The organism is Streptomyces sp. R-07 (genome assembly GCF_049913175.1).
Classification (GTDB): domain Bacteria; phylum Actinomycetota; class Actinomycetes; order Streptomycetales; family Streptomycetaceae; genus Streptomyces.
The window spans coordinates 2,512,395-2,533,645 of record NZ_CP183978.1; the positions used below are offsets into that span (position 1 = coordinate 2,512,395).

19 protein-coding genes are annotated in these 21,251 nt (G+C 71.8%); 4 read left to right on the forward strand and 15 right to left on the reverse strand.

The features are described 5' to 3' along the window. Positions 1–29: 29 nt before the first annotated feature. Together ACN9M0_RS11365 and leuA are read right to left on the reverse strand one after the other, a co-directional pair. Positions 30–1,343, reverse strand: a complete 1,314-nt coding sequence (locus ACN9M0_RS11365) for a choice-of-anchor A family protein (protein ID WP_426403544.1) — start codon at positions 1,341–1,343, stop codon at positions 30–32. A gap of 235 nt (positions 1,344–1,578) precedes the next feature. Further along, positions 1,579–3,342: a 2-isopropylmalate synthase gene (leuA, locus tag ACN9M0_RS11370; protein ID WP_366035835.1), complete on the reverse strand. Its 1,764-nt coding sequence runs from the start codon at positions 3,340–3,342 to the stop codon at positions 1,579–1,581. 293 nt (positions 3,343–3,635) lie between these two features. Here leuA and ACN9M0_RS11375 point away from each other — a divergent pair, with 293 nt between their 5' ends. Beyond that, positions 3,636–4,688: a M4 family metallopeptidase gene (locus ACN9M0_RS11375; protein WP_366035834.1), complete on the forward strand. Its 1,053-nt coding sequence runs from the start codon at positions 3,636–3,638 to the stop codon at positions 4,686–4,688. 20 nt (positions 4,689–4,708) lie between these two features. After that, complete coding sequence (locus ACN9M0_RS11380) at positions 4,709–4,960, forward strand: protealysin inhibitor emfourin (RefSeq protein ID WP_366035833.1); 252 nt, start codon at positions 4,709–4,711, stop codon at positions 4,958–4,960. Positions 4,961–5,096: 136 nt separating this feature from the next. Here the strand turns inward: ACN9M0_RS11380 and era are convergent, their stop codons facing one another. From era to ACN9M0_RS11410, 6 genes are all read right to left on the reverse strand, one after another. Then, positions 5,097–6,047: a GTPase Era gene (gene era / locus ACN9M0_RS11385; protein WP_373313716.1), complete on the reverse strand. Its 951-nt coding sequence runs from the start codon at positions 6,045–6,047 to the stop codon at positions 5,097–5,099. A gap of 21 nt (positions 6,048–6,068) precedes the next feature. Beyond that, positions 6,069–7,016, reverse strand: a complete 948-nt coding sequence (locus ACN9M0_RS11390) for a WxL protein peptidoglycan domain-containing protein (protein ID WP_399698249.1) — start codon at positions 7,014–7,016, stop codon at positions 6,069–6,071. A gap of 101 nt (positions 7,017–7,117) precedes the next feature. Further along, positions 7,118–8,449, reverse strand: a complete 1,332-nt coding sequence (locus tag ACN9M0_RS11395; RefSeq protein ID WP_366035831.1) for a beta-xylosidase — start codon at positions 8,447–8,449, stop codon at positions 7,118–7,120. A gap of 191 nt (positions 8,450–8,640) precedes the next feature. Further along, positions 8,641–9,120: a hypothetical protein gene (locus tag ACN9M0_RS11400; RefSeq protein ID WP_426403545.1), complete on the reverse strand. Its 480-nt coding sequence runs from the start codon at positions 9,118–9,120 to the stop codon at positions 8,641–8,643. A gap of 211 nt (positions 9,121–9,331) precedes the next feature. Next, entirely contained in the window at positions 9,332–9,694 is a 363-nt protein-coding gene (locus ACN9M0_RS11405) for a cytidine deaminase (protein ID WP_366035829.1), read from the reverse strand. Positions 9,695–9,760: 66 nt separating this feature from the next. Beyond that, positions 9,761–10,582 carry a helix-turn-helix transcriptional regulator gene (locus ACN9M0_RS11410; RefSeq protein WP_399698455.1) on the reverse strand — a complete coding sequence of 274 codons (822 nt, stop codon included), beginning with the start codon at positions 10,580–10,582 and terminating at the stop codon, positions 9,761–9,763. Between the two features lie 188 nt (positions 10,583–10,770). On the opposite strand from ACN9M0_RS11410, the gene ACN9M0_RS11415 reads away from it, so the two are divergent. Continuing rightward, positions 10,771–12,192: an MFS transporter gene (locus ACN9M0_RS11415; protein ID WP_366035827.1), complete on the forward strand. Its 1,422-nt coding sequence runs from the start codon at positions 10,771–10,773 to the stop codon at positions 12,190–12,192. 37 nt (positions 12,193–12,229) lie between these two features. Here the strand turns inward: ACN9M0_RS11415 and ACN9M0_RS11420 are convergent, their stop codons facing one another. From ACN9M0_RS11420 to ACN9M0_RS11440, 5 genes are all read right to left on the reverse strand, one after another. After that, the gene (locus tag ACN9M0_RS11420) at positions 12,230–12,583 is read right to left on the reverse strand and encodes an MmcQ/YjbR family DNA-binding protein (protein ID WP_366035826.1); all 354 of its coding nucleotides are present in this window, start codon (positions 12,581–12,583) and stop codon (positions 12,230–12,232) included. Next, positions 12,580–13,875, reverse strand: a complete 1,296-nt coding sequence (locus ACN9M0_RS11425) for a hemolysin family protein (protein ID WP_426403546.1) — start codon at positions 13,873–13,875, stop codon at positions 12,580–12,582. The genes ACN9M0_RS11420 and ACN9M0_RS11425 overlap by 4 nt, the downstream gene beginning before the upstream one ends. A gap of 4 nt (positions 13,876–13,879) precedes the next feature. After that, entirely contained in the window at positions 13,880–14,377 is a 498-nt protein-coding gene (gene ybeY / locus ACN9M0_RS11430; protein WP_017239253.1) for an rRNA maturation RNase YbeY, read from the reverse strand. Positions 14,378–14,388: 11 nt separating this feature from the next. Then, positions 14,389–16,482, reverse strand: coding sequence for a PhoH family protein (locus ACN9M0_RS11435; protein WP_426403547.1), 2,094 nt, complete (start codon positions 16,480–16,482; stop codon positions 14,389–14,391). Positions 16,483–16,588: 106 nt separating this feature from the next. After that, positions 16,589–17,707 carry a carbohydrate kinase family protein gene (locus tag ACN9M0_RS11440; protein ID WP_366035823.1) on the reverse strand — a complete coding sequence of 373 codons (1,119 nt, stop codon included), beginning with the start codon at positions 17,705–17,707 and terminating at the stop codon, positions 16,589–16,591. Between the two features lie 257 nt (positions 17,708–17,964). Here ACN9M0_RS11440 and ACN9M0_RS11445 point away from each other — a divergent pair, with 257 nt between their 5' ends. Further along, entirely contained in the window at positions 17,965–19,293 is a 1,329-nt protein-coding gene (locus tag ACN9M0_RS11445) for an MFS transporter (RefSeq protein ID WP_399698241.1), read from the forward strand. A gap of 51 nt (positions 19,294–19,344) precedes the next feature. Here ACN9M0_RS11445 and ACN9M0_RS11450 read toward each other — a convergent pair whose 3' ends face one another. Beyond that, on the reverse strand, positions 19,345–20,343 hold the full coding sequence (locus ACN9M0_RS11450) for an adenosine deaminase (RefSeq protein WP_366035821.1): 999 nt from the start codon (positions 20,341–20,343) through the stop codon (positions 19,345–19,347). Between the two features lie 2 nt (positions 20,344–20,345). Further along, positions 20,346–21,251, reverse strand: a complete 906-nt coding sequence (locus ACN9M0_RS11455; protein WP_366035820.1) for a ribonuclease Z — start codon at positions 21,249–21,251, stop codon at positions 20,346–20,348.

Sequence of the window (21,251 nt, forward strand, 5' to 3'; positions counted from 1 at the left end):
GCCGAGACACGTCACCCCTCCGGGAGGCCTCAGGAGGCGCGGCGACGGCGCTTCGCAAAGGCCAGGAAGCCTCCGCCGACGGCGACGGCGGCCACGGCGGCGGCGATCGCACCGGGGCCGATGGCCGAACCGGTCGTCGCGAGATCACCCTCCGGGGTGGCGGACGGCGCCGGGGTCGGCGTCGTGGCAGGGGTGGTGGTCTCACCCGGCGCACCCGGGGCGGCCGGGGTCGACGGGGACGCGGAGCCCGAGGGGGTCCCGGAGTCCTCGGGGGTGCCCTGGGTGGTGGTGCCCGACGGGGAGGGCGCGGGGGTGTCGGTCGGCTTGGGCGTCTCGGGGGTGACGACCGGACCGGGGGTGGTCACCCGGGGAAGGCAGCCGGTGAAGTTCATCTGGTGGGTCTCGGCGCCGGGGACGGTGTCCAGCGACTCGGCGATCACGGAGCCGTTGATGTGCCCGGGGCCGTACGCGCCCTCGCTGCCCATGGTGACGGCGGCGTTCGGCGCGAGGATCGTTCCCGGCCAGGCGGCGTGGTTCTTCCTGACGGTCTCGGCCTGCGGGAAGTTCCACAGCAGCCGGGAGCGGATGCTCTTGTGGCCGGCGGTGTGCTGGTCGTAGTCGTCCTGGACGTACGCGGCGCCGTCCCAGATCCACACCCCGGAGGTGGGCTTCGCCTGCATGTCGTACGACGTGCCGATGACGTTGACCAGGGTGGAGGAGCCGGCCGGGACCTTGAGGTAGATCTCGCCGGCCTTCTCCAGGTCGGCGCCGCTCACCGCGAAGACGTTCAGCCGCGCGTCGGCGCCGGTGAGGTAGAGGCTCCGTCCGTCCTCGCCGCCGGCCACCTCGCCGTTGGGCTTCTCGCCGGCCCAGCCGGTGGAGAGGGTGCGGAGCTTCGCGAACTCCTTGCCGAAGTCGATCGGGGAGGCGCCCTCCGCGACCTTGTCCTGGTCGACGCCGAAGCCGTCGCCCTTCGAGGCGTCCACGACCTTGCCCGCGATGCCGGACCCCTTCACCAGGACCACGCCGTTGGCCTTGAGGGTGCCGCCGACGACGAGGCTGTGCCCGCCGGGCAGCTTCGCGAGGTCGGCGCCGGAGAGGCCGGAGCCGACGGAGAAGCCGGACAGGCCCGGGGCGCCGAAGGTGGCGTCGCCGCCGACCGCGACCGCGCCCTCGGAGTCCGAGTGGCGGACGGAGTCCTTCTCGACGAACTCGGCGTACAGACCGGCCGTGCCGAGCGGCTGCGAGGCGCACTCGGTGGTGGTGGCGGAGGCGACGGGGGCCCAGGTGAGGGCGGCACCGGTCACCGCGAGGACGGCGGCCACGGCAGCGGTCGTGCGCATGCGGAACTCCAGGTCAGGGAGGTACGGAGAGGGCGCGTGGGGGTGTGTCCGAGTGGACGAGCCGACCTTCCGCCATTCTCCGATGTGCCGTCAACTCACCTGATATGACGCCGATTCCGACATGCCTGGGCGATCTTCCTTAAGGGAACATGAAACCGTGACGCGTCTCACACATGCCGCTGCCCCGCACCCTCCGGGAGGAAGGGTGCGGGGCAGCGGACGAGGGGTGCCGGGGTCAGCGGGCGGAGCGGTTGACCGCCGAGATGACCGCCTTCAGGGAGGCGCGGGTCGTGTTGGCGTCGATGCCGATGCCCCACAGGACCTTGCCGTCGATGGCGCACTCGATGTACGAGGCGGCCTGCGCGGAGGCGCCCTCGCTCATCGTGTGCTCCTGGTAGTCCAGCAGGCGGGCGTCGACGCCGATGGACTGCAGCGCGGCGAAGAACGCGGAGATCGGACCGTTGCCGGAGCCCGTCAGGACGGTGTCGGCGCCGTCCACGACCGCCTCGACGGTCAGGGTGTCCGTGCCGTCGGTGTCGGAGGTGGTCTGGCCGGAGCGCAGCTGGATGCGGCCCCAGGCGTTGTCCGGGTTGGGCAGGTACTCGTCCTGGAAGACGGCCCAGATCGCGGCCGGCGTGACCTCGCCGCCCTCGCTGTCGGTCTTCTGCTGGATGATCTTCGAGAACTCGATCTGCATCCGGCGGGGCAGGTCCAGCTTGTGGTCGTTCTTCAGGACGTACGCGATACCGCCCTTGCCGGACTGCGAGTTGACCCGGATGACGGCCTCGTAGGAGCGGCCGACGTCCTTCGGGTCGATCGGCAGGTACGGCACCGCCCACTCGATCTCGTCGACGGTCTTGCCGACGGCGGCCGCGTCGGCCTCCATGGCGTCGAAGCCCTTCTTGATGGCGTCCTGGTGGGAGCCGGAGAAGGCGGTGTAGACCAGGTCGCCCGCGTAGGGGTGGCGCGGGTGGACCTCCATCTGGTTGCAGTACTCGGAGGTACGGCGGATCTCGTCGATCTGGGAGAAGTCGATCTGCGGGTCGACGCCCTGCGAGAACAGGTTCATGCCCAGCGTCACCAGGTCGACGTTGCCGGTCCGCTCGCCCTGGCCGAACAGGCAGCCCTCGACGCGGTCCGCGCCCGCCATGACGGCCAGCTCGGCCGCCGCCACCGCGGTGCCGCGGTCGTTGTGCGGGTGGACGGAGATGCAGATGTGCTCGCGGCGGGTCAGGTTCCGGGACATCCACTCGAACCGGTCCGCGTGCGTGGACGGCGTCGAACGCTCCACGGTGGCGGGCAGGTTGAGGATGATCTCGCGGCCCGGGCCGGGCTGCCAGACGTCACAGACCGCCTCGCAGACCTCCAGGGCGAAGTCCAGCTCGGTGTCGGTGAAGATCTCGGGGCTGTACTGGTAGCCGAAGGCCGTCTCCGGGCCCAGCAGCTTCTCCGCGTACTCCATCACCAGCCGCGTGCCGTCCACGGCGATCTGCTTGATCTGCTCCTTCGAGCCGCGGAAGACGACCCGGCGGAAGGTGGGCGCGGTGGCGTTGTACAGGTGGACGGTGGCGCGCTTGGCGCCGACCAGGGACTCCACGGTCCGCTCGATCAGGTCCTCGCGGGCCTGGGTCAGCACGGAGATGGTGACGTCGTCCGGGATCGCGCCCTCTTCGATGATGGAGCGCACGAACGCGAAGTCGGTGTCGCCGGAGGACGGGAAGCCGACCTCGATCTCCTTGTAGCCCATGCGTACGAGCAGGTCGAACATCTCGCGCTTGCGGGCCGGGGACATCGGGTCGATCAGGGCCTGGTTGCCGTCACGCAGGTCGGTGGACAGCCAGCGGGGCGCCTTGGTGATGCGCTTCTCGGGCCAGGTCCGGTCGGGGATGACCACGGCCTCGTACCGGCCGTACTTGTGGATCGGCATCCCGGACGGCTGCTGCGTGTGGGTCGCGTTGGTGATGGGCGTCGGACGGCTGACGAAAGGCGACTGAGACATTGCGTAGGGCTCCTCGGGTCCTGCGGGAGGGACGGCCGACTGTCGAACGCAACACCAGGTCCCGCGGGGAGGGGGTCGGCCTACGACTACAGGCCCTCGCCGCGGCAGCTAAGGAGAAGCAGCCCGAAACGCATGATGTGCGTCACCCTAGCCCAGGTCCGCGAAAGGCGGACGTCCTGTTTCAGTATGCGGGACGGCGTCCGCGTCAAGGCCGAAAGGTGACTCATCACTCCATTTCGCCAATCCTCGTCTCCCCTCGTGACAGCGGCGTCACGGAGTGCCACATTTCAGGGATGACTGCCCACACGCCCGTCTTCTGCTCGATCGTGCCGCCCCACCTCCTGGAGCACCTCGCGCGCTCCTCGAACCCGGCCGTCGCCGCCGCCGCCCGCCGCACCCTGATCGCGGACGCCTCAGCCCGCACCTTCCGGGTCCTGCCGCTGCCCGGCGCCGCGCCGACGCCCGCCCCCGCCGACGCCGGCAAGCCGCACCGCACCGTCCACGACTGCGGGCACGGCACCGACCTGCCGGGCGAGCGAGTCCGCGGCGAGGGCGAGGAGGCGGTCGCCGACGCCACCGTCAACCGGGCCTACGCGGGCCTCGGCGCCACCTTCGACCTCTTCCTGAACGCCTTCGGGCGCGACTCGATCGACGGCTCGGGACTGCCGCTGATCGCCTCCGTCCACTACGACCGGAACTACGGCAACGCCTTCTGGAACGGCGAGCAGATGGTGTTCGGCGACGGCGACGACGAGATCTTCCTCGACTTCACCCTGCCCGTGGACGTCATCGGCCACGAGCTCGCCCACGGCTTCACGCAGTACACGGCGGCCCTGGAGTACTTCAGCCAGTCCGGCGCGCTCAACGAGTCGGTCTCCGACGTCTTCGGCTCGCTCGTGAAGCAGTACGCGCTGGGCCAGAGCGCCGACCAGGCCGACTGGCTCATCGGCGAGGGCCTCTTCCACCCGAGCGTGCAGGGGACGGCGCTGCGGTCCATGAAGGCCCCGGGCACCGCGTACGACGACGACGTCCTCGGCAAGGACCCGCAGCCCGCCCACATGGACCAGTACGTCCGCACGGGCCGCGACAACGGCGGGGTGCACATCAACTCCGGCATCCCCAACCACGCCTTCTACCTGGCCGCGACCGAGCTCGGCGGCAACGCCTGGGAGCGGGCCGGGCAGATCTGGTACGACGTGATGACCGGCGGCACCCTCACCCCGGAGACCCGCTTCTCCGAGTTCGCGCGGGCCACGGTGGCGGCGGCGAAGGCGCGGTACGGCGACGGGGAGGAGATCCAGGCCGTCCTGAAGGCGTGGACGGCGGTGGGGGTGCCCACCGAGTGACCGGCTGGTAGACAGGGGCCATGCGGATTCGAGTGCGGCGCACGGGCGGTTTCGCGGGCATCGAGCGGTCGGCGGAGGTGGAGGTCTCGGACCCCGAGTGGGAGTCCCTGGCCGCCACCGTCCTCGCGGCGGGCGACGGCGACGTCCGGGGCGTGCCGGACGGCTTCTCGTACGAGATCACCGTCGACGGCCGCACGGTCCACTGCTGCGACCCCCGCCTCACGGACGCGCAGAGGACCCTCATCACGAGGGTCCTCAAGGAAGGCGCGTAGCGGGTCCGCTCTAGAACCCGAGCCTGCGGAACTGCTCGGGGACCCCCTCTTTCTGCCGTCCTCGCACCGCGAGGCCCAGCGGCCTCGCGGGCTTCGGGCGGCTGCGCCGGCCTCCGGCCGGACGGTGGTGGGATCCCTAGAACCCGAGCTTGCGGAGCTGCTTGGGGTCGCGCTGCCAGTCCTTCGCGACCTTCACGTGGAGGTCGAGGAAGACCGGGGTGCCGAGCAGCGCCTCGATGTGCTTGCGGGACTTCATGCCGACCTCCTTGAGGCGGCTGCCCTTCGGGCCGATGATGATGCCCTTCTGGCTGGGGCGCTCGATGTACACGTTGGCGTGGATGTCGAGCAGCGGCCGGTCCGCCGGGCGGTTCTCGCGCGGGATCATCTCCTCGACGACCACCGCGATCGAGTGCGGCAGCTCGTCCCGTACGCCTTCGAGCGCGGCCTCGCGGATCAGCTCGGCGACCATGACCTGCTCCGGCTCGTCCGTGAGGTCGCCCTCCGGGTAGAGCGGCGGGGACTCCGGCAGGAGCGGGATGAGCAGGTCGGCGACGAGCTGGACCTGCTTGTTGCCGACGGCGGAGACCGGGACGATCTGCGCCCACTCGAAGCCCAGCTCCTTGCCGAGCTGGTCGATCGCGATGAGCTGCTCGGCGAGCGTCTTGGAGTCGACCAGGTCGGTCTTGGTGATGATCGCGACCTTCGGGGTCTTCTTGATCCCGGCGAGCTCCTTGGCGATGAACTTGTCACCGGGGCCGAGCTTCTGGTCGGCGGGCAGGCAGAAGCCGATCACGTCGACCTCGGCCCAGGTGGTGCGGACCACGTCGTTGAGCCGCTCGCCGAGGAGGGTGCGCGGCTTGTGGAGGCCCGGCGTGTCCACCAGGATCAGCTGCGCCTCCGGGCGGTGCACGATGCCGCGGACGGTGTGCCGGGTGGTCTGGGGCCGGTTCGAGGTGATGGCCACCTTCTGGCCGACCAGAGCGTTCGTGAGGGTGGACTTGCCCGCGTTGGGGCGGCCGACGAAGCAGGCGAAGCCGGCCCGGTGGACGGCTTCGGTTTCTTGGTTGCGAGCGCTCATGGGGGCCATTGTCCCCGATGAGCGCGCGCCTCACGCACTCAGTGCCCGGCGGCGGCGTATCCGCAGGCCGTAGAGCCCGGCCGCGCCGCCCACGACGAGGACCGCGGCGGCGAGCCAGGGCAGGGCCAGGAACGACACGGCGCCGGTCTCCTTCACGTCCTTCGCGGTGGCGGTGAGCGTGACGTCGCCCCAGTCGAGCTGCGGGGATCCGGTCCAGCGCTCGGTGAGCCGGATCTTCTGGCGGGGCAGCAGCTCGGACGGGACTCCCCCGAGGTCGCGGTCGAGGAGGGTGCGGCCGAAGAGGCCCTGGGCCTTCAGGACGACCTTGGGGTTGAGGGTGACGTTGCCCCGGTTGTGCAGGGTGTACGAGACGAGGGCGCTGCTCGTGCGGGTGCCGGGGACCAGCGGCCGGTCCTGGTCGAGGGTGACGTCCTCGACGGCGAGGGCGGGGACGGTCGGCCCGTGGACCCGGAGGTAGACGCGGGCGCCGACCGCGCGCTGGACGCCGACCGCGACGGAGCCCTTCCCGCCCGGGGCGATCCGCTCGTCGAGGGCCACGAGCGCGCCGGGGTGGTCGCCGGGATCGGCGTCGGCGGGGACGGTCAGGGTGTACGGGACGGTCACGGCGGAGTGCGGCGGGACGGTGATCCGGGTCCGCGCGGGCTTGATCCAGGCGCCGGCGCCGGTCTGCTTCTCCCGCTGGGTGCGGACGGCGAAGCCGCCGTCCCGGTCGGTGTTGTAGGCGTCGGCGCCGTACAGCCGGAAGGTGAGCGGGGCGGCCGTCTTGTTGGCGACGGTGACGCGGTCGGTGAGCGTGCTGCCGGGGTCGGCGGACAGGTAGAAGTACGGGCGGCCGCCGAGTCGGGAGGCGGCCGGATAGACGGCCCACTCGCCGTTCTCGGCGGCCTGGGCGCCCGGCGCGAGGCCGAGCAGCACGAGGAGGGTGCTCAGGAGGAGGACGTACGGCTTCGTGCGCACGGGTGCGGACCCCCCGGGGTGCGGATCGGAGAAGGGTGCGGATCGGTGAAGGGTGCGGAGGGGAGCGGGCCGGCCGGGTGCGCGCCCGGCCCGCGGGGCGGTCAGGACAGGGTCAGCGTGAGCACGCCCGCGTACGCCCCGGGCGCGGTGAACGCCGGGATGTCGAGGGAGAGGCCCGCGTCGACGGTGAACTCGCCGCCCGTGAGGGTGCCGTTCGGGGTGGAGGCGAGGGTGGCGCCGCCGCTGCCGACGGGTCCGGCGGAGCCGGCCGCGCAGGTGCTGGGGCTGCCGGCCTTGGCGGTGCAGGCCGGGGTCCAGCTGAGGTTCCCGGCGCCGATGGCGCCGCCGGGACCGGTGAAGTCGGTGACCTTGCCGGTCAGGGACCAGCCGGCGGGGCCGCCGCGGAAGTCCTTGACGGTCACCGTCTGCAGGGCGCCGGTGGCCGCGCCGCCCGCGCCGAAGTCGACGGAGGACAGCTGGACGGCGTCCCCGGCCTGGGTCATGGACAGCTCGCCCGCCGTGACGGCCGCGGTGATCGTCTGGCTGTTCGGCGGTGCCGGCACGACGACCTTGTACGCGGCGGGTCCCGCGCCCTTGTCGGCGTCCCAGGCCGTGCCCTCGTACGCCACGATCCCGGTGGTCGCCGGGTCGTTGACCTTGAGGCGCGCGGCGAAGCCGCCCTCGCTGTCGGTCGTGACCGTCATCTTGTCGGCGGTCTCGGCCGCGCCGGCCCGGCCGACGACGGTGACCTCGGTGAGCGGGGTGAACCTGCTCCCGGTGACGGTCACCCGGACGCCGGGGTCACCGGAGGCGCTGTCGAGCTGGAGCGCGCGGGTGTTGGGGTTGGTCGCGGGGCTCGCGACGACCGTCTCGGAGACCGGGGCGGGCGGGTTGAGCACCGTACAGGGGGTGTCCAGCTCCATGAGGTAGCTGGTGTGGATGTTGTAGTCGCCGGGCGAGAGGGTGATCGACCCGGCCTCGGTGGCGGTGAAGGTGCCCGTCATGGAGAAGGCCGGGAAGGAGCCCTTGCCGGGGACCGGCGGGTTCTTCTTGGGGCCGGTGACGGTGACCTGACCGGTCTGGGCGCCGCCGAGGACGACCTTGCCGGTGGGCGTCATGATGTCGGCCGGCAGCGCGAGGTCGACGGGGTTGGACGCGGCGGGCTTGGTGATCGTGTAGGTCACGGTCACCGTCTCGCCGACCTTGGGGCTGGGCTTGTCGACCGTGATCTCGGCGGTGGTGGTGCCCTCGATCGGCGGGATGTTGGCGATCGGCGGCGGGACGCAGCGGGTCTGGAATTCCACCGACTGCGAGGTGGTGGCCGCGCCCGCCGGGGCGGCGAGCGCGCCGCCGCCGACCGCGAGGGCGGTGGCGCCGAGGACGGCGGTCCAGCGCCGTCTTCGGGCCGCCGCCCGGGATCGATTGAGTGCCATGGGTGTGCCCCCTCCTAGGGATGAGTGGGCGCCATTGACGGCCGCGGGCACGGAGAAGTCAATGACATCGAGTTCCACCGACTGATGACCCATCAGATACTGTCAAGATCGGCGCATTTCCGACGTTTGCGCAGGTCACGACGGAGACCGGTGCCGCCCATGGCGACACCGGTCCGGGTGGGGACGGGGGCTCAGCTGAAGACGAACGGGCCCGGCGACTGCGAGGTCACCGCGTCACAGTTCACCGTGACCCCGAAGATCACCATCTTGAGGGCGACCCCCGCGAAGTACGAGTTGAGACTGTCGCCCGAGGCCACGGTCCCGCTCAACGGGCCCATGACGACGGACTGGCCGGCACTGAGCGCCGGGTTCTTCTTCCCGGTGAAGACCCGGGTGCCGCCGCCGCCCTTGGCCATCGTCAGGGTGGAGCTGATCGAGTCGGCGCCGACCCCGATCGGCGTCGTGACGGCCGAGGAGACGGTGATGGTCGCGGCGGTGCCGCTCTGCGTGGCCGTGAGGGTGGCGGTGCCACCGCCCCAGCTGCCGCAGTCGTACGTCGCCGTGGCCGAGCCCGGCGCGACGGCGCCGGCCGTGGGGGCGAAGGCGAGTCCGGCGGCGGCGAGCGCCCCGGTGAGTACCGCGACGGTCCCTAAGGTGCTTCTGCTTCTCATGGCGAGTTCGAACCCCTTCCGATGACGAACGCAGGGGTGCGGACACTGCGTGGATGGTGGAGATCTGACGGTCCGTCGGACGAACCGCTGTCATTGACGCGCAGACCGCCGGGGAAGGCAAGAGAAGATGCGGTGATCCTTCACAAACACACAAAGAGGTGAGGGCCCGGCGTGCCGCCGGGCCCTCACCGTCCTGTTCTCGCCGCTCGGTTCAGCCGGCGGTGACCGCCGTGCGCAGCTGTCCGTCGGGGCCCGCGAGCAGCACCGGGGTCTCCGGCCCGCCCAGGTCCCGTACCGCCGCGCGGTCCTCGTCCGAGGCGGCGTCGGCGCTCGACACCACGGCCGCCGCCTCAAGGGACTGGGCGCCGCTCGCCACGGCCATGGCGACCGCGGTCCGCAGCGCGCTCAGCTTGAGCGACTCCAGCTCCACGGTGCCGGCCACATAGGTGCGGCCCGTCTCGTCGCGTACGGCCGCCCCCTCGGGCACGCCGTTCCGGGCTCGGGCGCTCCGCGCAAGGGTGATGATCTTGAGGTCCTCGGCGCCGAGGTCGCCGTGCTCGCTGCTGAGTGTCATGGACCGAGCATAGGTCGGGGCCCGGGCGCACCCGGACCGCGTCTCAGCCCTCGGCCGGTCCCGGTCTCAGCCCGCGACCGGGTACATCGCCCCGCGGCGCCCCTCCGGCGACACCAGCCACTCCAGCTTCTCGGCCGTGTTCGCCTCCCGGAGCGGGGTGTGCATCACGATGACCAGGTCCGGGCGGGCCGGGACCCTGAGCTGGGTGGCCTCGACGACCAGCGTGCCGACGAGCGGGTGCTCCATCTCCTTGCGGTTCTGGCCGCCCGGCAGGATGTCCCGCTGCTCCCACAGCTCCGCGAACTCCGGGCTCAGCTCCTTGGCCTCCTCGACGACCGCCCGGAAGCCCTCGTCGTCCGGGCACTCCGAGCACGCCGAGCGGAACTGCGCGACGACCTTCGGCGCCAGCTCCTCCCAACGCGTCGACCGCGCGCGGTACAGGGGGTCCGTGAAGAACGCGATCAGGCAGTTCTGCACGATCTCCGGCCGCATCCCCATCACGATCGCCGCCGCGTCGTTGTACATCACGGTGTTCCAGTACTGGTCCATGATGTGCGCCGGGAACGGCATCCACGCGTCGATGAGCCGCCGCAGGCCGTGGCACATGTCCCGGTCCTCCGGGGCCGCCTCCAGCGGCGGCGGGTTCAGCGCCGCCAGGACGTACAGATGGCGCTTCTCGGCGGGGCTCAGCCGCAGCACCCGGGCCACCGAGTCGAGGACCTGCGGGGAGACCGTGATGTCCCGGCCCTGCTCCAGCCACTGGTACCAGGAGACGCCGACGCCCGCGAGGACCGCGACCTCCTCACGGCGCAGGCCCGGGGTGCGACGGCGCGCGCCGCCGTCCGGGAGCCCCGCCTCGGCCGGACTGACCCGGGCCCGGCGGCTCATCAGGAACTCGCGCAGTTCGCCGAGTCGGTGCTGCTTCGCGCTGGTGCTCTCGAGAGCGGTGGCCACGTGTGCTTCCTCCCCCTGGACGCATGGTGGATGCCTGGTGGTGCCTTGCGGTGCCTGGTGGTGCGACCAACAGGATAAGTTCCCGCTCCCCACCGTTGTTCCCGTACGCCGAAGGTGGGGGCATGGCAACGACGACCACCCCGCCCGAGTCCCCCACCGCCCCCAGCGCTTCCACCGCCCCCGCCGCTCCCCCGGCCCTCACCGGCCGCGACCGGCTCGTCCTCTTCGTCCTGTGCGCCGCCCAGTTCATGGTGGCGCTCGACTTCTCCGTCCTGAACGTCGCCCTGCCGGTCCTCGGCGCCGACCTCCGCTTCGACCCGTCCGCCCTCCAGTGGGCCGTCACCGCCTTCGCCCTCCCCTCCGGCGGCTTCCTGCTCCTCTTCGGCCGGATCGGCGACCTCTTCGGCCGCAAGAAGCTCTTCCTCTCCGGCCTCGTGCTCTTCGGCGCGGCCTCCCTGCTCGCCACCCTCGCCTGGAGCCCCGGCGCCTTCCTCGCCGGCCGCGCCCTCCAGGGCCTCGGCGCGGCGGCCATCGTGCCGACCGGCATGGCGCTCCTCACCACCGCCTTCCCCGAGGGCCCGCTGCGGGCCAGGGCGCTCGGCATCTCCGGCACCCTGATGTCCCTCGGCTTCACCATCGGCATGGTGCTCGGCGGTGTCATGACCGACACCCTCGGCTGGCGCTCCACGATGGCCCTGCTCGCCGTCTTCACCCTGATCGTGCTGCCGCTCGCCCCGGGCCTGCTGCCCGAGTCCCGCACCCCCGAGCGGCCCCGCCTGGACGTGCCCGGCGCGCTGACCGTCACCGGCGGTCTGCTCTCCCTGATCTACGCCCTGACGACGGCGGCCGAGCGCGGCTTCGGCGGCGTGGACGTCCCCGTCACCCTCGCTCTCGGCGTGCTGCTGCTCGTCGCCTTCGCCGTGATCGAGTCCCGGCACCCGGCCCCGCTGGTCTCGCTGCCGGTGCTGCGCCGCCGTACCGTCGCCTTCGGCAACGTGGGCGGTCTGGTCACCTTCTCGATGATGTCGACGATCGTCTTCGCCCTGACCCTGTACCTCCAGGAGACCCTCGGCCTCTCGGCCTTCGCGACCGGCATCGTCTTCGGCGTCCAGGGCGCGTTCTCGGTCCTCGCCGGCATGATCACCCCGAAGGTGATCGGCCGGTTCGGAGCCCACCGCACGCTGGTGGTCTCGCTCGCCGGCCAGGGCCTGCTCACCGCCGGGCTGCTCGGCGTCGGCCGGGAGTCGGGCGCGATCCTGGCGACCGTGGCCGTCTCCCTGGCCTCGATGCTGCACCTCGGCGCGATCATCTCGTACGGCGTGACCGTCACCTCCGGCGTCCGCGACGAGGAGCAGGGCCTCGCGACGGGTCTGGTCACCACCACCCAGCAGGTCGGTCTCACCGTCGGTGTCCCGCTGCTCGGAGTGCTCGCCACCACCGGCACGGACCTCTTCGCCGGTGTCCGCACGGTGATCGCCGTCGACGCGGCGATCGTGGTCGGCGCGGCGGTCCTGCTCGCCCTCGGCCTGCGGCGCCGGTCCTGAACCACCGCCTGTCGGGGCCGGAACCGTACGGCCCCGACTACGGCCTGTCGAGGCGGAGCCGTACGGCCTTCGGCAGACCCGCGACCACCAGGTCGTACGAGTCCTCGACGAGCTCCCGGACCATCCGGTCCGGGAGCTCTCCGACGGTCACGGTGTTCCAGTGCCGCTTGTTCATGTGGTAGCCGGGAGCGATCGCCGGGTGCTCCTCGCGGAGCCGTACCGCCTCGTCCGGATCGCACTTGAGGTTGACCCGCAGCGGCTCGGCGTCGAGCCACGAGAGCGCGAACACCTTCCCGGCGACCTTGAAGACGGAGACGTCCGGACTGAACGGGAACTCCTCCGCCGCGTCGTTGAAGTCCAGGCAGAAGGCGCGCAGCTCTTCGGGGGTCATGCCGGCTCCTCCTCCGGTTCCAGCGGTTCCACGAGCACCGTGACGATCTTGTTCCGCCGGCCGGCGGGAGACTCTGCCGTCAGTCGCAGCGAGCGCCCGTCCGGCAGCTCCACGACCGCCCTCGCGCCCGAGATCGGGACGCGGCCGAGCGCCTTGGCGAGCAGGCCGCCGACGGTCTCCACGTCCTCGTCGTCGTACTCGTCGGGGCCGAAGCCGTACAGTTCGCCGAGGTCGCCGATGTCGAGGCGGGCGGTGACCCGGTAGCGGTCCTCGCCGAGCTCCTCGACGGGCGGCAGCTCCCGGTCGTACTCGTCGGTGATCTCACCGACGATCTCCTCCAGGATGTCCTCGATGGTGACGATGCCGGCCGTGCCGCCGTACTCGTCGATGACGACGGCGACGTGGTTGCGCTCCTGCTGCATCTCGCGCAGCAGGTCACCGGCGTTCTTGGTGTCGGGCACGAAGGCGGCGGGCCGCATCGCGGTGGACACCAGGTCGGACTCGGAGTCCCGGTTGATGTGGGTCCTGCGGACCAGGTCCTTCAGGTAGACGATGCCGACGATGTCGTCCTCGTTCTCCCCGGTGACCGGTATCCGGGAGAACCCGGAGCGCAGCGCGAGGGTGAGGGCCTGACGGATCGTCTTGTACCGCTCGATGCAGATCAGATCGGTCCGGGGCACCATCACCTCGCGGACGAGGGTGTCGCCCAGCTCGAAGACCGAGTGCACCATCCGGCGCTCCTCGTCCTCGATCAGGGACTCCTGCTCGGCGAGGTCGACCATGGCCCGCAGCTCGGCCTCGGAGGCGAAGGGGCCCTTGCGGAAGCCCTTGCCCGGGGTCAGCGCGTTGCCGATGAGGATCAGCAGCTGCGGGATGGGGCCCATGATCCGGGCGAGCGGAAGGAGGACGTACGCGGCGGCGGTCGCCGTGTTCAGCGGGTGCTGGCGGCCGATGGTGCGCGGCGAGACGCCGACGGCCACGTACGAGACGAGGACCATGACGGCGATCGCGACGAGCAGCGCTTCCCAGGTCTCCGGGAAGGCCTCGATGCAGACGTACGTGACGAGGACGCCGGCCGCCATCTCGCAGGCGACGCGGACGAGCAGCGCCACGTTGAGATAGCGGGTCGGGTCGGAGGCGACCTGGGCGAGCTTCTCGGCCCCGCGCCGCCCGGACCGTACGGCCTCGGCGGCGCGGAAGCTGGAGACGCGGGCGAGACCGGCCTCGGCGCAGGCGGCGAGCCAGGCGACGACGACCAGCGCGACCGCGCCGAAGATCAGCGAGAAGTCCATCGGGTCAGGAGACGGTCGGCGCCGGGGACGGGCCGGTGAGGCCCTTCTCCGCGCGCCAGCCGTCGACGATCGCCGCCTGGAGGCCGAACATCTCGGCCTTCTCGTCCGGCTCCTCGTGGTCGTACCCGAGCAGGTGCAGCACCCCGTGGACGGTGAGGAGCTGGAGCTCCTCGTCCATGGAGTGCTCCGTCGGCGCGTCCTTGCCCTGCTGGGTGGCGACCTCGGGGCAGAGCACGATGTCGCCGAGGAGCCCCTGCGGGGGCTCCTCGTCGTCCTTGGACGGCGGGCGCAGCTCGTCCATCGGGAAGGACATGACGTCCGTCGGTCCGGGGAGGTCCATCCACTGGATGTGGAGCTGCTCCATGGCCTCCGCGTCCACGACGATCACCGAGAGCTCGGAGAGCGGGTGGATGCGCATGCGCGCGAGCGCGTAGCGGGCGATGTCGAGGATCGCCTGCTCGTCGACCTCGGTACCGGACTCGTTGTTGACGTCGATCGACATGGTGCTTGTTGCTACTTCCCGTTGCGGCCGTTGCGGCTGTCGTACAGCTCGTACGCGTCGACGATACGGCCGACGAGCTTGTGCCGGACGACATCCTGCGACGTGAGCATCGAGAAGTGGACGTCCGGGACGCCGTCGAGGATGTCCCGGACCTGGCGCAGACCGCTCTTCGTCCCACCCGGCAGGTCGACCTGGGTGACGTCACCGGTGATGACGATCTTCGAGTCGAAGCCGAGGCGGGTGAGGAACATCTTCATCTGCTCGGGGTTCGTGTTCTGCGCCTCGTCGAGGATGATGAACGCGTCGTTGAGCGTGTTGTGCGTCAGCAGGTAGTCCTGCGTGACGTACAGCGAGTCCTCGGCCGCGACCTGGATGCAGACCGTCTCCTCACGCCCGGCGGGCTCGATGGAGTCGATGAACCGCATCGGCCGACCGCCGCCTCCGGCCGCGTGGTACGCGTCCCGCTTGCGGGCGAGCCGGAAGGGCTCGATGCCCTCGGGGAGGCGGATGTCGACGACGTGGGCGTCGTGGCGGTGCTTCCCCAGGGCATTGCCCTGGGGACGCTCCTCGGCCGGTCGGCGCCGGGTGTAGGCCACGCCACCGAGCGACTGGACCAGCGCGATCACATCGTCGCGGAGCACGATCGAGGCGGTCGAGTACTGGATCCGGCAGGTGCGGTCGGTCTGGGTGACCGGGCCACCGTCGGAGTCCAGGAGACCCTGAAGGACCGCGAGCCGGACCTCGGCGGAGTTGTACAGGTAGTCGTCCGGGACGAACTTGGAGTGGGACCGGGTGCCGACGAGGTCGAGCTGCCTGAGCATGCCCGTGACGGGGTTCTCGAGAGTAACGACGTCCCCGGGGGCCTTGACGCGGTTCAGGACGTGATCCGGACCGCCCTTCGCCCGTACGGTGACCCCGGGCAGCGCCGCTTCCAGCGCCTCAGCGAGCTCGTGGTCCTCGGTGGAGAACGACGGGGTGGTGGAGCCGGTCAGGCATCCGTCCCCGAGCAAGAGGCCCAGCGCGTACGGGTCCATCGGGACCTCACGCTCGGGCATCGCCACCGGCGCGGTGAGCATCGGCAGCTCGTACCGGCGGGCATGGTCGGCCCGCAGGTTGCCGATCATGTCCTGGGTCTCCAGGACCCGCCACGGCTTGTCTCGCCGCTTGTCGGAGGCCGTACGGACGGTCCACAGGTGCTCGCCGCAGCAGAGGGTCCAGGAGCCGTCCTGGGCGGAGACCCGGTAGATGTCCCGCTCGCCCTGCGGGTAGACACCGAGGACCGGCGTGGGCTCACCGTTGGAACCGATGACGAGGTCACCGACCTCAAGGGAGCCGATCGGCCGCCAGCCGTCCGGCGTCAGCACGTTCGTGAAGACAGGCTGGCTGCGACCTCTCATGTACGCCAGCGGCGCGACCTCGATCGTCCCGCTCGCCATGAGCTTGGGGATCGAGTCCGGGTCGAGCATGTCGTGCAGGGCGTCGTAGAGCGGCCGCAGGTACGGGTCGATCTTCTCGTAGAGCGTGCCGGGCAGGAAGCCGAGGCGCTCGCCCGCCTCGACGGCGGGGCGGGTCAGGATGATCCGGTTGACCTGCTTGGACTGCAGGGCCTGGACCGCCTTCGCCATCGCGAGATAGGTCTTGCCGGTGCCGGCGGGGCCGATGCCGAAGACGATCGTGTGCTTGTCGATCGCGTCGACGTACCGCTTCTGGTTGAGCGTCTTGGGACGGATCGTCCGGCCGCGGCTGGAGAGGATGTTCTGCGTGAGCACCTCGGAGGGCGTCTCGACGGCCGCGTCGCCGGTCTCCTCGCGGAGCATGGCGATCGAGCGTTCCACTGCGTCCTCCGTCATCGGCTGACCGGTGCGGAGCACCAGCATCATCTCGTCGAACAGGCGCTGGATGAGAGCGACTTCCGCCGCGTCGCCGACCGCGCTGACCTGGTTGCCCCGGACGTGGATGTCGGCCTGGGGGAACGCCCGCTCGATCACGCGGAGCAGTGAGTCACCGGATCCGAGGATGGTCACCATCGGGTGCTTGGCGGGGACGGTGAAGTGTGCGCGGACTTCGCCGGGCGCGCCGTTCTGGGATGTGGGTGTCTGAGTCATGGGCCGGCACTGTGGCCTGCACACACCTCCCGTTGCAGGGCTGTCGCCGCTCGACTGCCTCTGGGTTACCAAGCCTACGACTCGGGTGCGACAAGCCCGTAGCGGTTTATGAGTGGGCCGCCCGGAACCCGATCGTCGGCACCGCCCTGCGCAGCGGCCACGCGCGTGCGGGGGCGGGCAGGAGCCGCTCCAGGAAGGCGTAGCGGCCGCGCAGCGCCTCGGGGTCCTGTCGGGCATGGCCCTGGACGTGCTGCCACCAGGCGGCGATCTCGCCCCAGGTCGGGGCGGACAGCGAGCCCCCGAACTCCTGCACGGACAGGGCGGCGGTCAGACCGGCGAAGGCGAGCCGGTCGGCGAGCGGCCAGTCGGCGAGGGTGCCGGTGACGAAACCGGCGACGAAGACGTCCCCGGCGCCGGTCGGGTCGAGGGCGGAGACCTGGATCGCGGGGACCTCGGCGGTCTCGCCGGTGGCGCCGTCGACGGCGTAGGCGCCCTCGGAGCCGAGGGTGACCACGGCGTAGCGGACCTTGTCGGCGAGGGCGCGGGCGGCGGCCCGGGGGCAGTCGGTGCGGGTGTAGCGCATCGCCTCGGCGGCGTTGGGCAGGAAGGCCTCGCAGTGCTGGAGGTCGGTGAGGCCTGCCAGGTCCCAGTGGCCGGTGTCGTCCCAGCCGACGTCGGCGAAGACCTTGGCTCCGCCGCGTGCGGCCTGGGCGACCCAGTCCTCGGAGCGGCCGGGCACGAGGGAGGCGACGGCCGCGCGCGCGTGCGGCGGGTAGGCGGGCAGGGCGCCGTCGAGGGGCGGGGCCTCGTGGCCGTGGGAGACCATCGTGCGCTCGCCCTCGTAGGCCATGGAGACGGTGACCGGGGAGTGCCAGCCGGGGACGGTCCGGGAGAGCGACAGGTCGATGCCCTCGCCCTGCTCCAGGGCGTCCCAGCAGTACTCGCCGTAGTGGTCGTCGCCGAACGCGGCGGCGAGCGAGGTGCGCAGCCCGAGCCGGGCGAGGGCGGTGGCCATGTTGGCGACGCCGCCGGGGCTCGACCCCATGCCGCGGGCCCAGGACTCGGTGCCGCGCACAGGGGCGGAATCGAGCCCGGTGAAGATGATGTCGAGGAAGACGGTGCCCGTCAGGAAGACGTCGCAGGCGGGGTCGGTGGGCTCGCGCAGGCACACCAACGGGTCGACCCCGGCGTCGTGTTGCGGCTGCTCTCCCCTTGCTGTGGTCACGGCAGGCTCCCCGGTCGTGGTGCGGATCAGATCAGTGTGCCCGATGGGGGTGGGGTGGCGGGTGGGACGCACAGGAAGACCGCTCCCATACCCCCGAACCCGGACATCAAACCAACAGTGACCCAGATCACATACCGAACCGGCGGAAACCACCTTCTCCCGCCGCTCACCCGCTTGATACACATGGTCCCGCGACCCCGTGCCCCGCGCACACCACCGGGCGCTCCAACCCCTCCCCTTCTGTTCCTGGAACGCCCATGTCCTCGCGGACTCGCGGCGCGGGGGCCCTCGTCGCCCTCGTCGCCCTCTTCACGGCCGGCTACCTCGCCCCGTACCTGCTGCCGACCGTCGTCGGCCGCCTCTCCGCCGGACTCGGCCTCACCCCCGCCCAGGCGGGTCTGGTCGGCTCCGTCCTGCTCCTCGGCTCCTCGACCGCCGGCTTCACGCTCGCCGCGCGCGGGGAGCGGATCGGCCCGCGCCGGGCGGCCCGCGCGGGCCTCCTCGCGATGGCCGTCGGATACGGCTCCGCCGCCGCGACCGGCCTCGTCCCGCTGGTGATCGCGGGCGCGGTCCTCGGCGGCCTCGGCTCCGGCACGGCGACCGCGGTGGCCGTGGCCGGGATCGCCGGACAGCGTGACCCGCACCGGGCCTCGACCCTCGGTCTGCTCTCCGTCTCGGCGACGGCGGGCGCCCTCTACCTGACCCTCCCGCACCTGGGCGCCGGCCACGCTCCCCCGCTCCTCGCGATCGCCTGCGCGGCGGCCCTGGTGTGGCCGGTGACGGGCCGGCTGCCGGGCGCCACGCGCGCGGTACGGGAGACCACGACGGCCTCCGGCCCCCTGCCGTACCGCCGGGCCGGTGTCGTACTCGCCGGGGGCATCCTGTGCTGGTCCCTCGCGCAGAACGCCCTCTGGGGCGTGAGCGGCCGCATCGGGCTCACCCAGGCCGGTCTCTCCGAGGTCACCGTCGGAGCGGTCTTCGCGGCGGCGCTCGGCGCGGGCCTCGCGGGGGTGACGGCGGCGGGCGCGCTCGGCTCGCGCCTGGGCCGGGCGGTCCCGATCGGCGCGGGCACGGTACTGATCGCGGGATGCGTCCTGCTGAGCTCGTCGGCGGGAAGCCTGGCCTCGTTCGCGACGGGCGAGATCCTGTGGAACGCCCTCTACCCGGTCGTCCTCTCCTACCTCCTGGGCCTGGCCGCCTCCCTCGACCCGCGCGGCCGCTGGGCCGTCATGGTCGGCTCGGCGTCCTCGCTGGGCGTGGCCTGCGGCCCGGTGACCGGCAGCCTCCTGTCGGAGCAGGCGGGCTACCCGGGCATGGGCCTGACCCTCTGCACCCTGCTCCTGCTGATCGCGGTCCCGATGACGGCGGTCGCCCGCCACGCCTCCGGCCGCCCGCTGGTCCCGGGCTCGATCCACCGCAGGGGCGGCGCGCCTGCGGCGGTCCTCGCGGGCCGGGGTTCGGGGACGGCCCTGGTCCCCCAGATGGGAGCCCCCGAGCAGGAGGTCACCCCGATCCCGGTCGCCACGGGCCGCCGCCGGGCCGCGAAGTCGGCGTTCCGGCTGGCCCGCCCTTCGGACCGGGGCTGAGGGGGGTCACCCCTGCCCGAACCGCCAGAACACCGGCCCCGGCTTCTCCCGTCACCGGCCTTCGAACTCGTACGCCTCCACCTCGGCCAGGTAGCGCGCGCGCCGCTCCTCGTCGTCCTCCAGGAACGACGCCTCGAACGAGTTCCGGGCCAGCTCGCGGAGCTGGTCCTCCGAGAGGCCCAGCGCCTCCCGCACCCCGTCGAAGTTGTCCCCCGCATACCCCCCGAAGTACGCCGGGTCGTCGGAGTTGACGGTGACGAGCAGCCCCGCCGACATCATCGTGCGGAGCGGATGGTCGGCGAGGGTGTCGACGACGCGGAGCCGGACGTTCGACAGGGGGCAGAGCGTGAGCGGCACCCGCTCGCGGGCCAGCCGCTCGACCAGCTCCGGGTCCTCCATGCAGCGCAGGCCGTGGTCGATCCGCTCCACGCCGAGGACGTCCAGGGCCTCGCGGACATAGGCGGCGGGGCCCTCCTCGCCCGCGTGGGCGACGCGCCGGAGGCCGAGCCGGGCGGCCTCCTCGTACACCTCGCGGAACTTGGCCGGCGGGTGGCCGACCTCCGCCGAGTCCAGGCCGACGCCGGTGATCCGGTGCAGGTACGGCTTCGCGGCCTCCAGCGTCGCGAGCGCCGACTCGGCCGACTCGTCGCGCAGGAAGCACAGGATGAGCCGGGTGGAGATCCCGTACCGCTCCTCGGCGCGGTCGAGGGAGGCGCCGAGTCCCTCCACCACCGTCCCGAGGGAAACGCCCCGGGCGGTGTGCGCCTGCGGGTCGAAGAAGATCTCGGCGTGCCGGACGCCCTGGGCGGCGGCCCGCTCCAGGTAGGCGTCGGCGAGCTCGGTGAAGTCCTCGGCGGTGCGCAGGACCGCCATCAGGCCGTAGTAGAGGTCCAGGAAGGACTGGAGGTCGCTGAAGCGGTAGGCCTCGCGGAGGGCTGCGGTGTCCTTGTACGGCAGGGTGACGCCGTTGCGGGCGGCGAGCGCGAAGGCCAGCTCGGGTTCGAGGGTGCCTTCGATGTGGAGGTGCAGTTCGGCCTTGGGTACGGGCATGTTCACGTTCGTTTCGGTACGGGGACCCTCATGAGGTCCTGGGCGATGCTCAGTTCGCCGTCGAACCCGGCCGCCCGCGCCTGGCGTTCGAACTCGGCGGGCTCGGAGTAGCGCTGCGAGAAGTGGGTCAGGACGAGATGCCGGACACCCGCGTCCCGTGCGACGGCGGCGGCCTGTCCGGCCGTCAGATGGCCGTGGTCGGTGGCGAGCCGGGCGTCCTCGTCGAGGAAGGTCGACTCGATGACGAGCATGTCGGCGCCTTCGGCGAGGGCGTGGACCCCGTCGCAGAGCCGGGTGTCCATGACGAAGGCGAAGCGCTGCCCGCGCCGGACCTCGCTGACCTCGTCGAGGGTGACGCCGTTCAGGCTGCCGTCACGCTGGATCCGGCCGACGTCGGGGCCCTTGATGCCGTGCGCGGCGAGCTTCTCGGGCAGGATGCGGCGCCCGTCGGGCTCGGTGATCCGGTAGCCGTACGACTCCACGGGATGGGAGAGCCGGCGGGCATCCAGCGTGAAGTCCTCGGTGACGGCGAGCGGCCCGTCGGCGGCCACCGGTGCCTCCGTCAGCTTCACCGTCTCGCGGTAGGCCGTGGCGTACCGCAGCCGCTCGAAGAAGCGCTGCCCGCTCGCCGGGTAGTGGGCGGTGACCGGGTGCGGGACCTGATCGAGGTTGATCCGCTGGATCACCCCGGCCAGGCCGAGCGAGTGGTCGCCGTGGAAGTGCGTGACGCAGATCCGGTCGAGGTCGTGCGCGGCGACCCCGGCCCGCACCATCTGCCGCTGGGTGCCCTCGCCGGGGTCGAAGAGGATGCCCCGGCCGTCCCAGCGCAGCACGTAGCCGTTGTGGTTGCGGTGCCGGGTCGGGACCTGGCTCGCGGTCCCGAGGACCACCAGTTCGCGTACGGACAC

Coding starts and splice junctions, on each gene's coding strand:
- ACN9M0_RS11450 (WP_366035821.1), bottom strand. CDS start 20,343: ATGCCCGTACCCAAGGCCGAACTGCACCTCCACATCGAAGGCACCCTC.
- ACN9M0_RS11435 (WP_426403547.1), bottom strand. CDS start 16,482: ATGACTCAGACACCCACATCCCAGAACGGCGCGCCCGGCGAAGTCCGC.
- ACN9M0_RS11420 (WP_366035826.1), bottom strand. CDS start 12,583: ATGACCCCCGAAGAGCTGCGCGCCTTCTGCCTGGACTTCAACGACGCG.
- ACN9M0_RS11375 (WP_366035834.1), top strand. CDS start 3,636: ATGACTGCCCACACGCCCGTCTTCTGCTCGATCGTGCCGCCCCACCTC.
- ACN9M0_RS11410 (WP_399698455.1), bottom strand. CDS start 10,582: ATGAGCCGCCGGGCCCGGGTCAGTCCGGCCGAGGCGGGGCTCCCGGAC.
- ACN9M0_RS11445 (WP_399698241.1), top strand. CDS start 17,965: ATGTCCTCGCGGACTCGCGGCGCGGGGGCCCTCGTCGCCCTCGTCGCC.
- era (WP_373313716.1), bottom strand. CDS start 6,047: ATGGCCCCCATGAGCGCTCGCAACCAAGAAACCGAAGCCGTCCACCGG.
- ACN9M0_RS11405 (WP_366035829.1), bottom strand. CDS start 9,694: ATGACACTCAGCAGCGAGCACGGCGACCTCGGCGCCGAGGACCTCAAG.
- ACN9M0_RS11395 (WP_366035831.1), bottom strand. CDS start 8,449: ATGGCACTCAATCGATCCCGGGCGGCGGCCCGAAGACGGCGCTGGACC.
- ACN9M0_RS11365 (WP_426403544.1), bottom strand. CDS start 1,343: ATGCGCACGACCGCTGCCGTGGCCGCCGTCCTCGCGGTGACCGGTGCC.
- leuA (WP_366035835.1), bottom strand. CDS start 3,342: ATGTCTCAGTCGCCTTTCGTCAGCCGTCCGACGCCCATCACCAACGCG.
- ACN9M0_RS11415 (WP_366035827.1), top strand. CDS start 10,771: ATGGCAACGACGACCACCCCGCCCGAGTCCCCCACCGCCCCCAGCGCT.
- ACN9M0_RS11400 (WP_426403545.1), bottom strand. CDS start 9,120: ATGAGAAGCAGAAGCACCTTAGGGACCGTCGCGGTACTCACCGGGGCG.
- ybeY (WP_017239253.1), bottom strand. CDS start 14,377: ATGTCGATCGACGTCAACAACGAGTCCGGTACCGAGGTCGACGAGCAG.
- ACN9M0_RS11425 (WP_426403546.1), bottom strand. CDS start 13,875: ATGGACTTCTCGCTGATCTTCGGCGCGGTCGCGCTGGTCGTCGTCGCC.
- ACN9M0_RS11380 (WP_366035833.1), top strand. CDS start 4,709: ATGCGGATTCGAGTGCGGCGCACGGGCGGTTTCGCGGGCATCGAGCGG.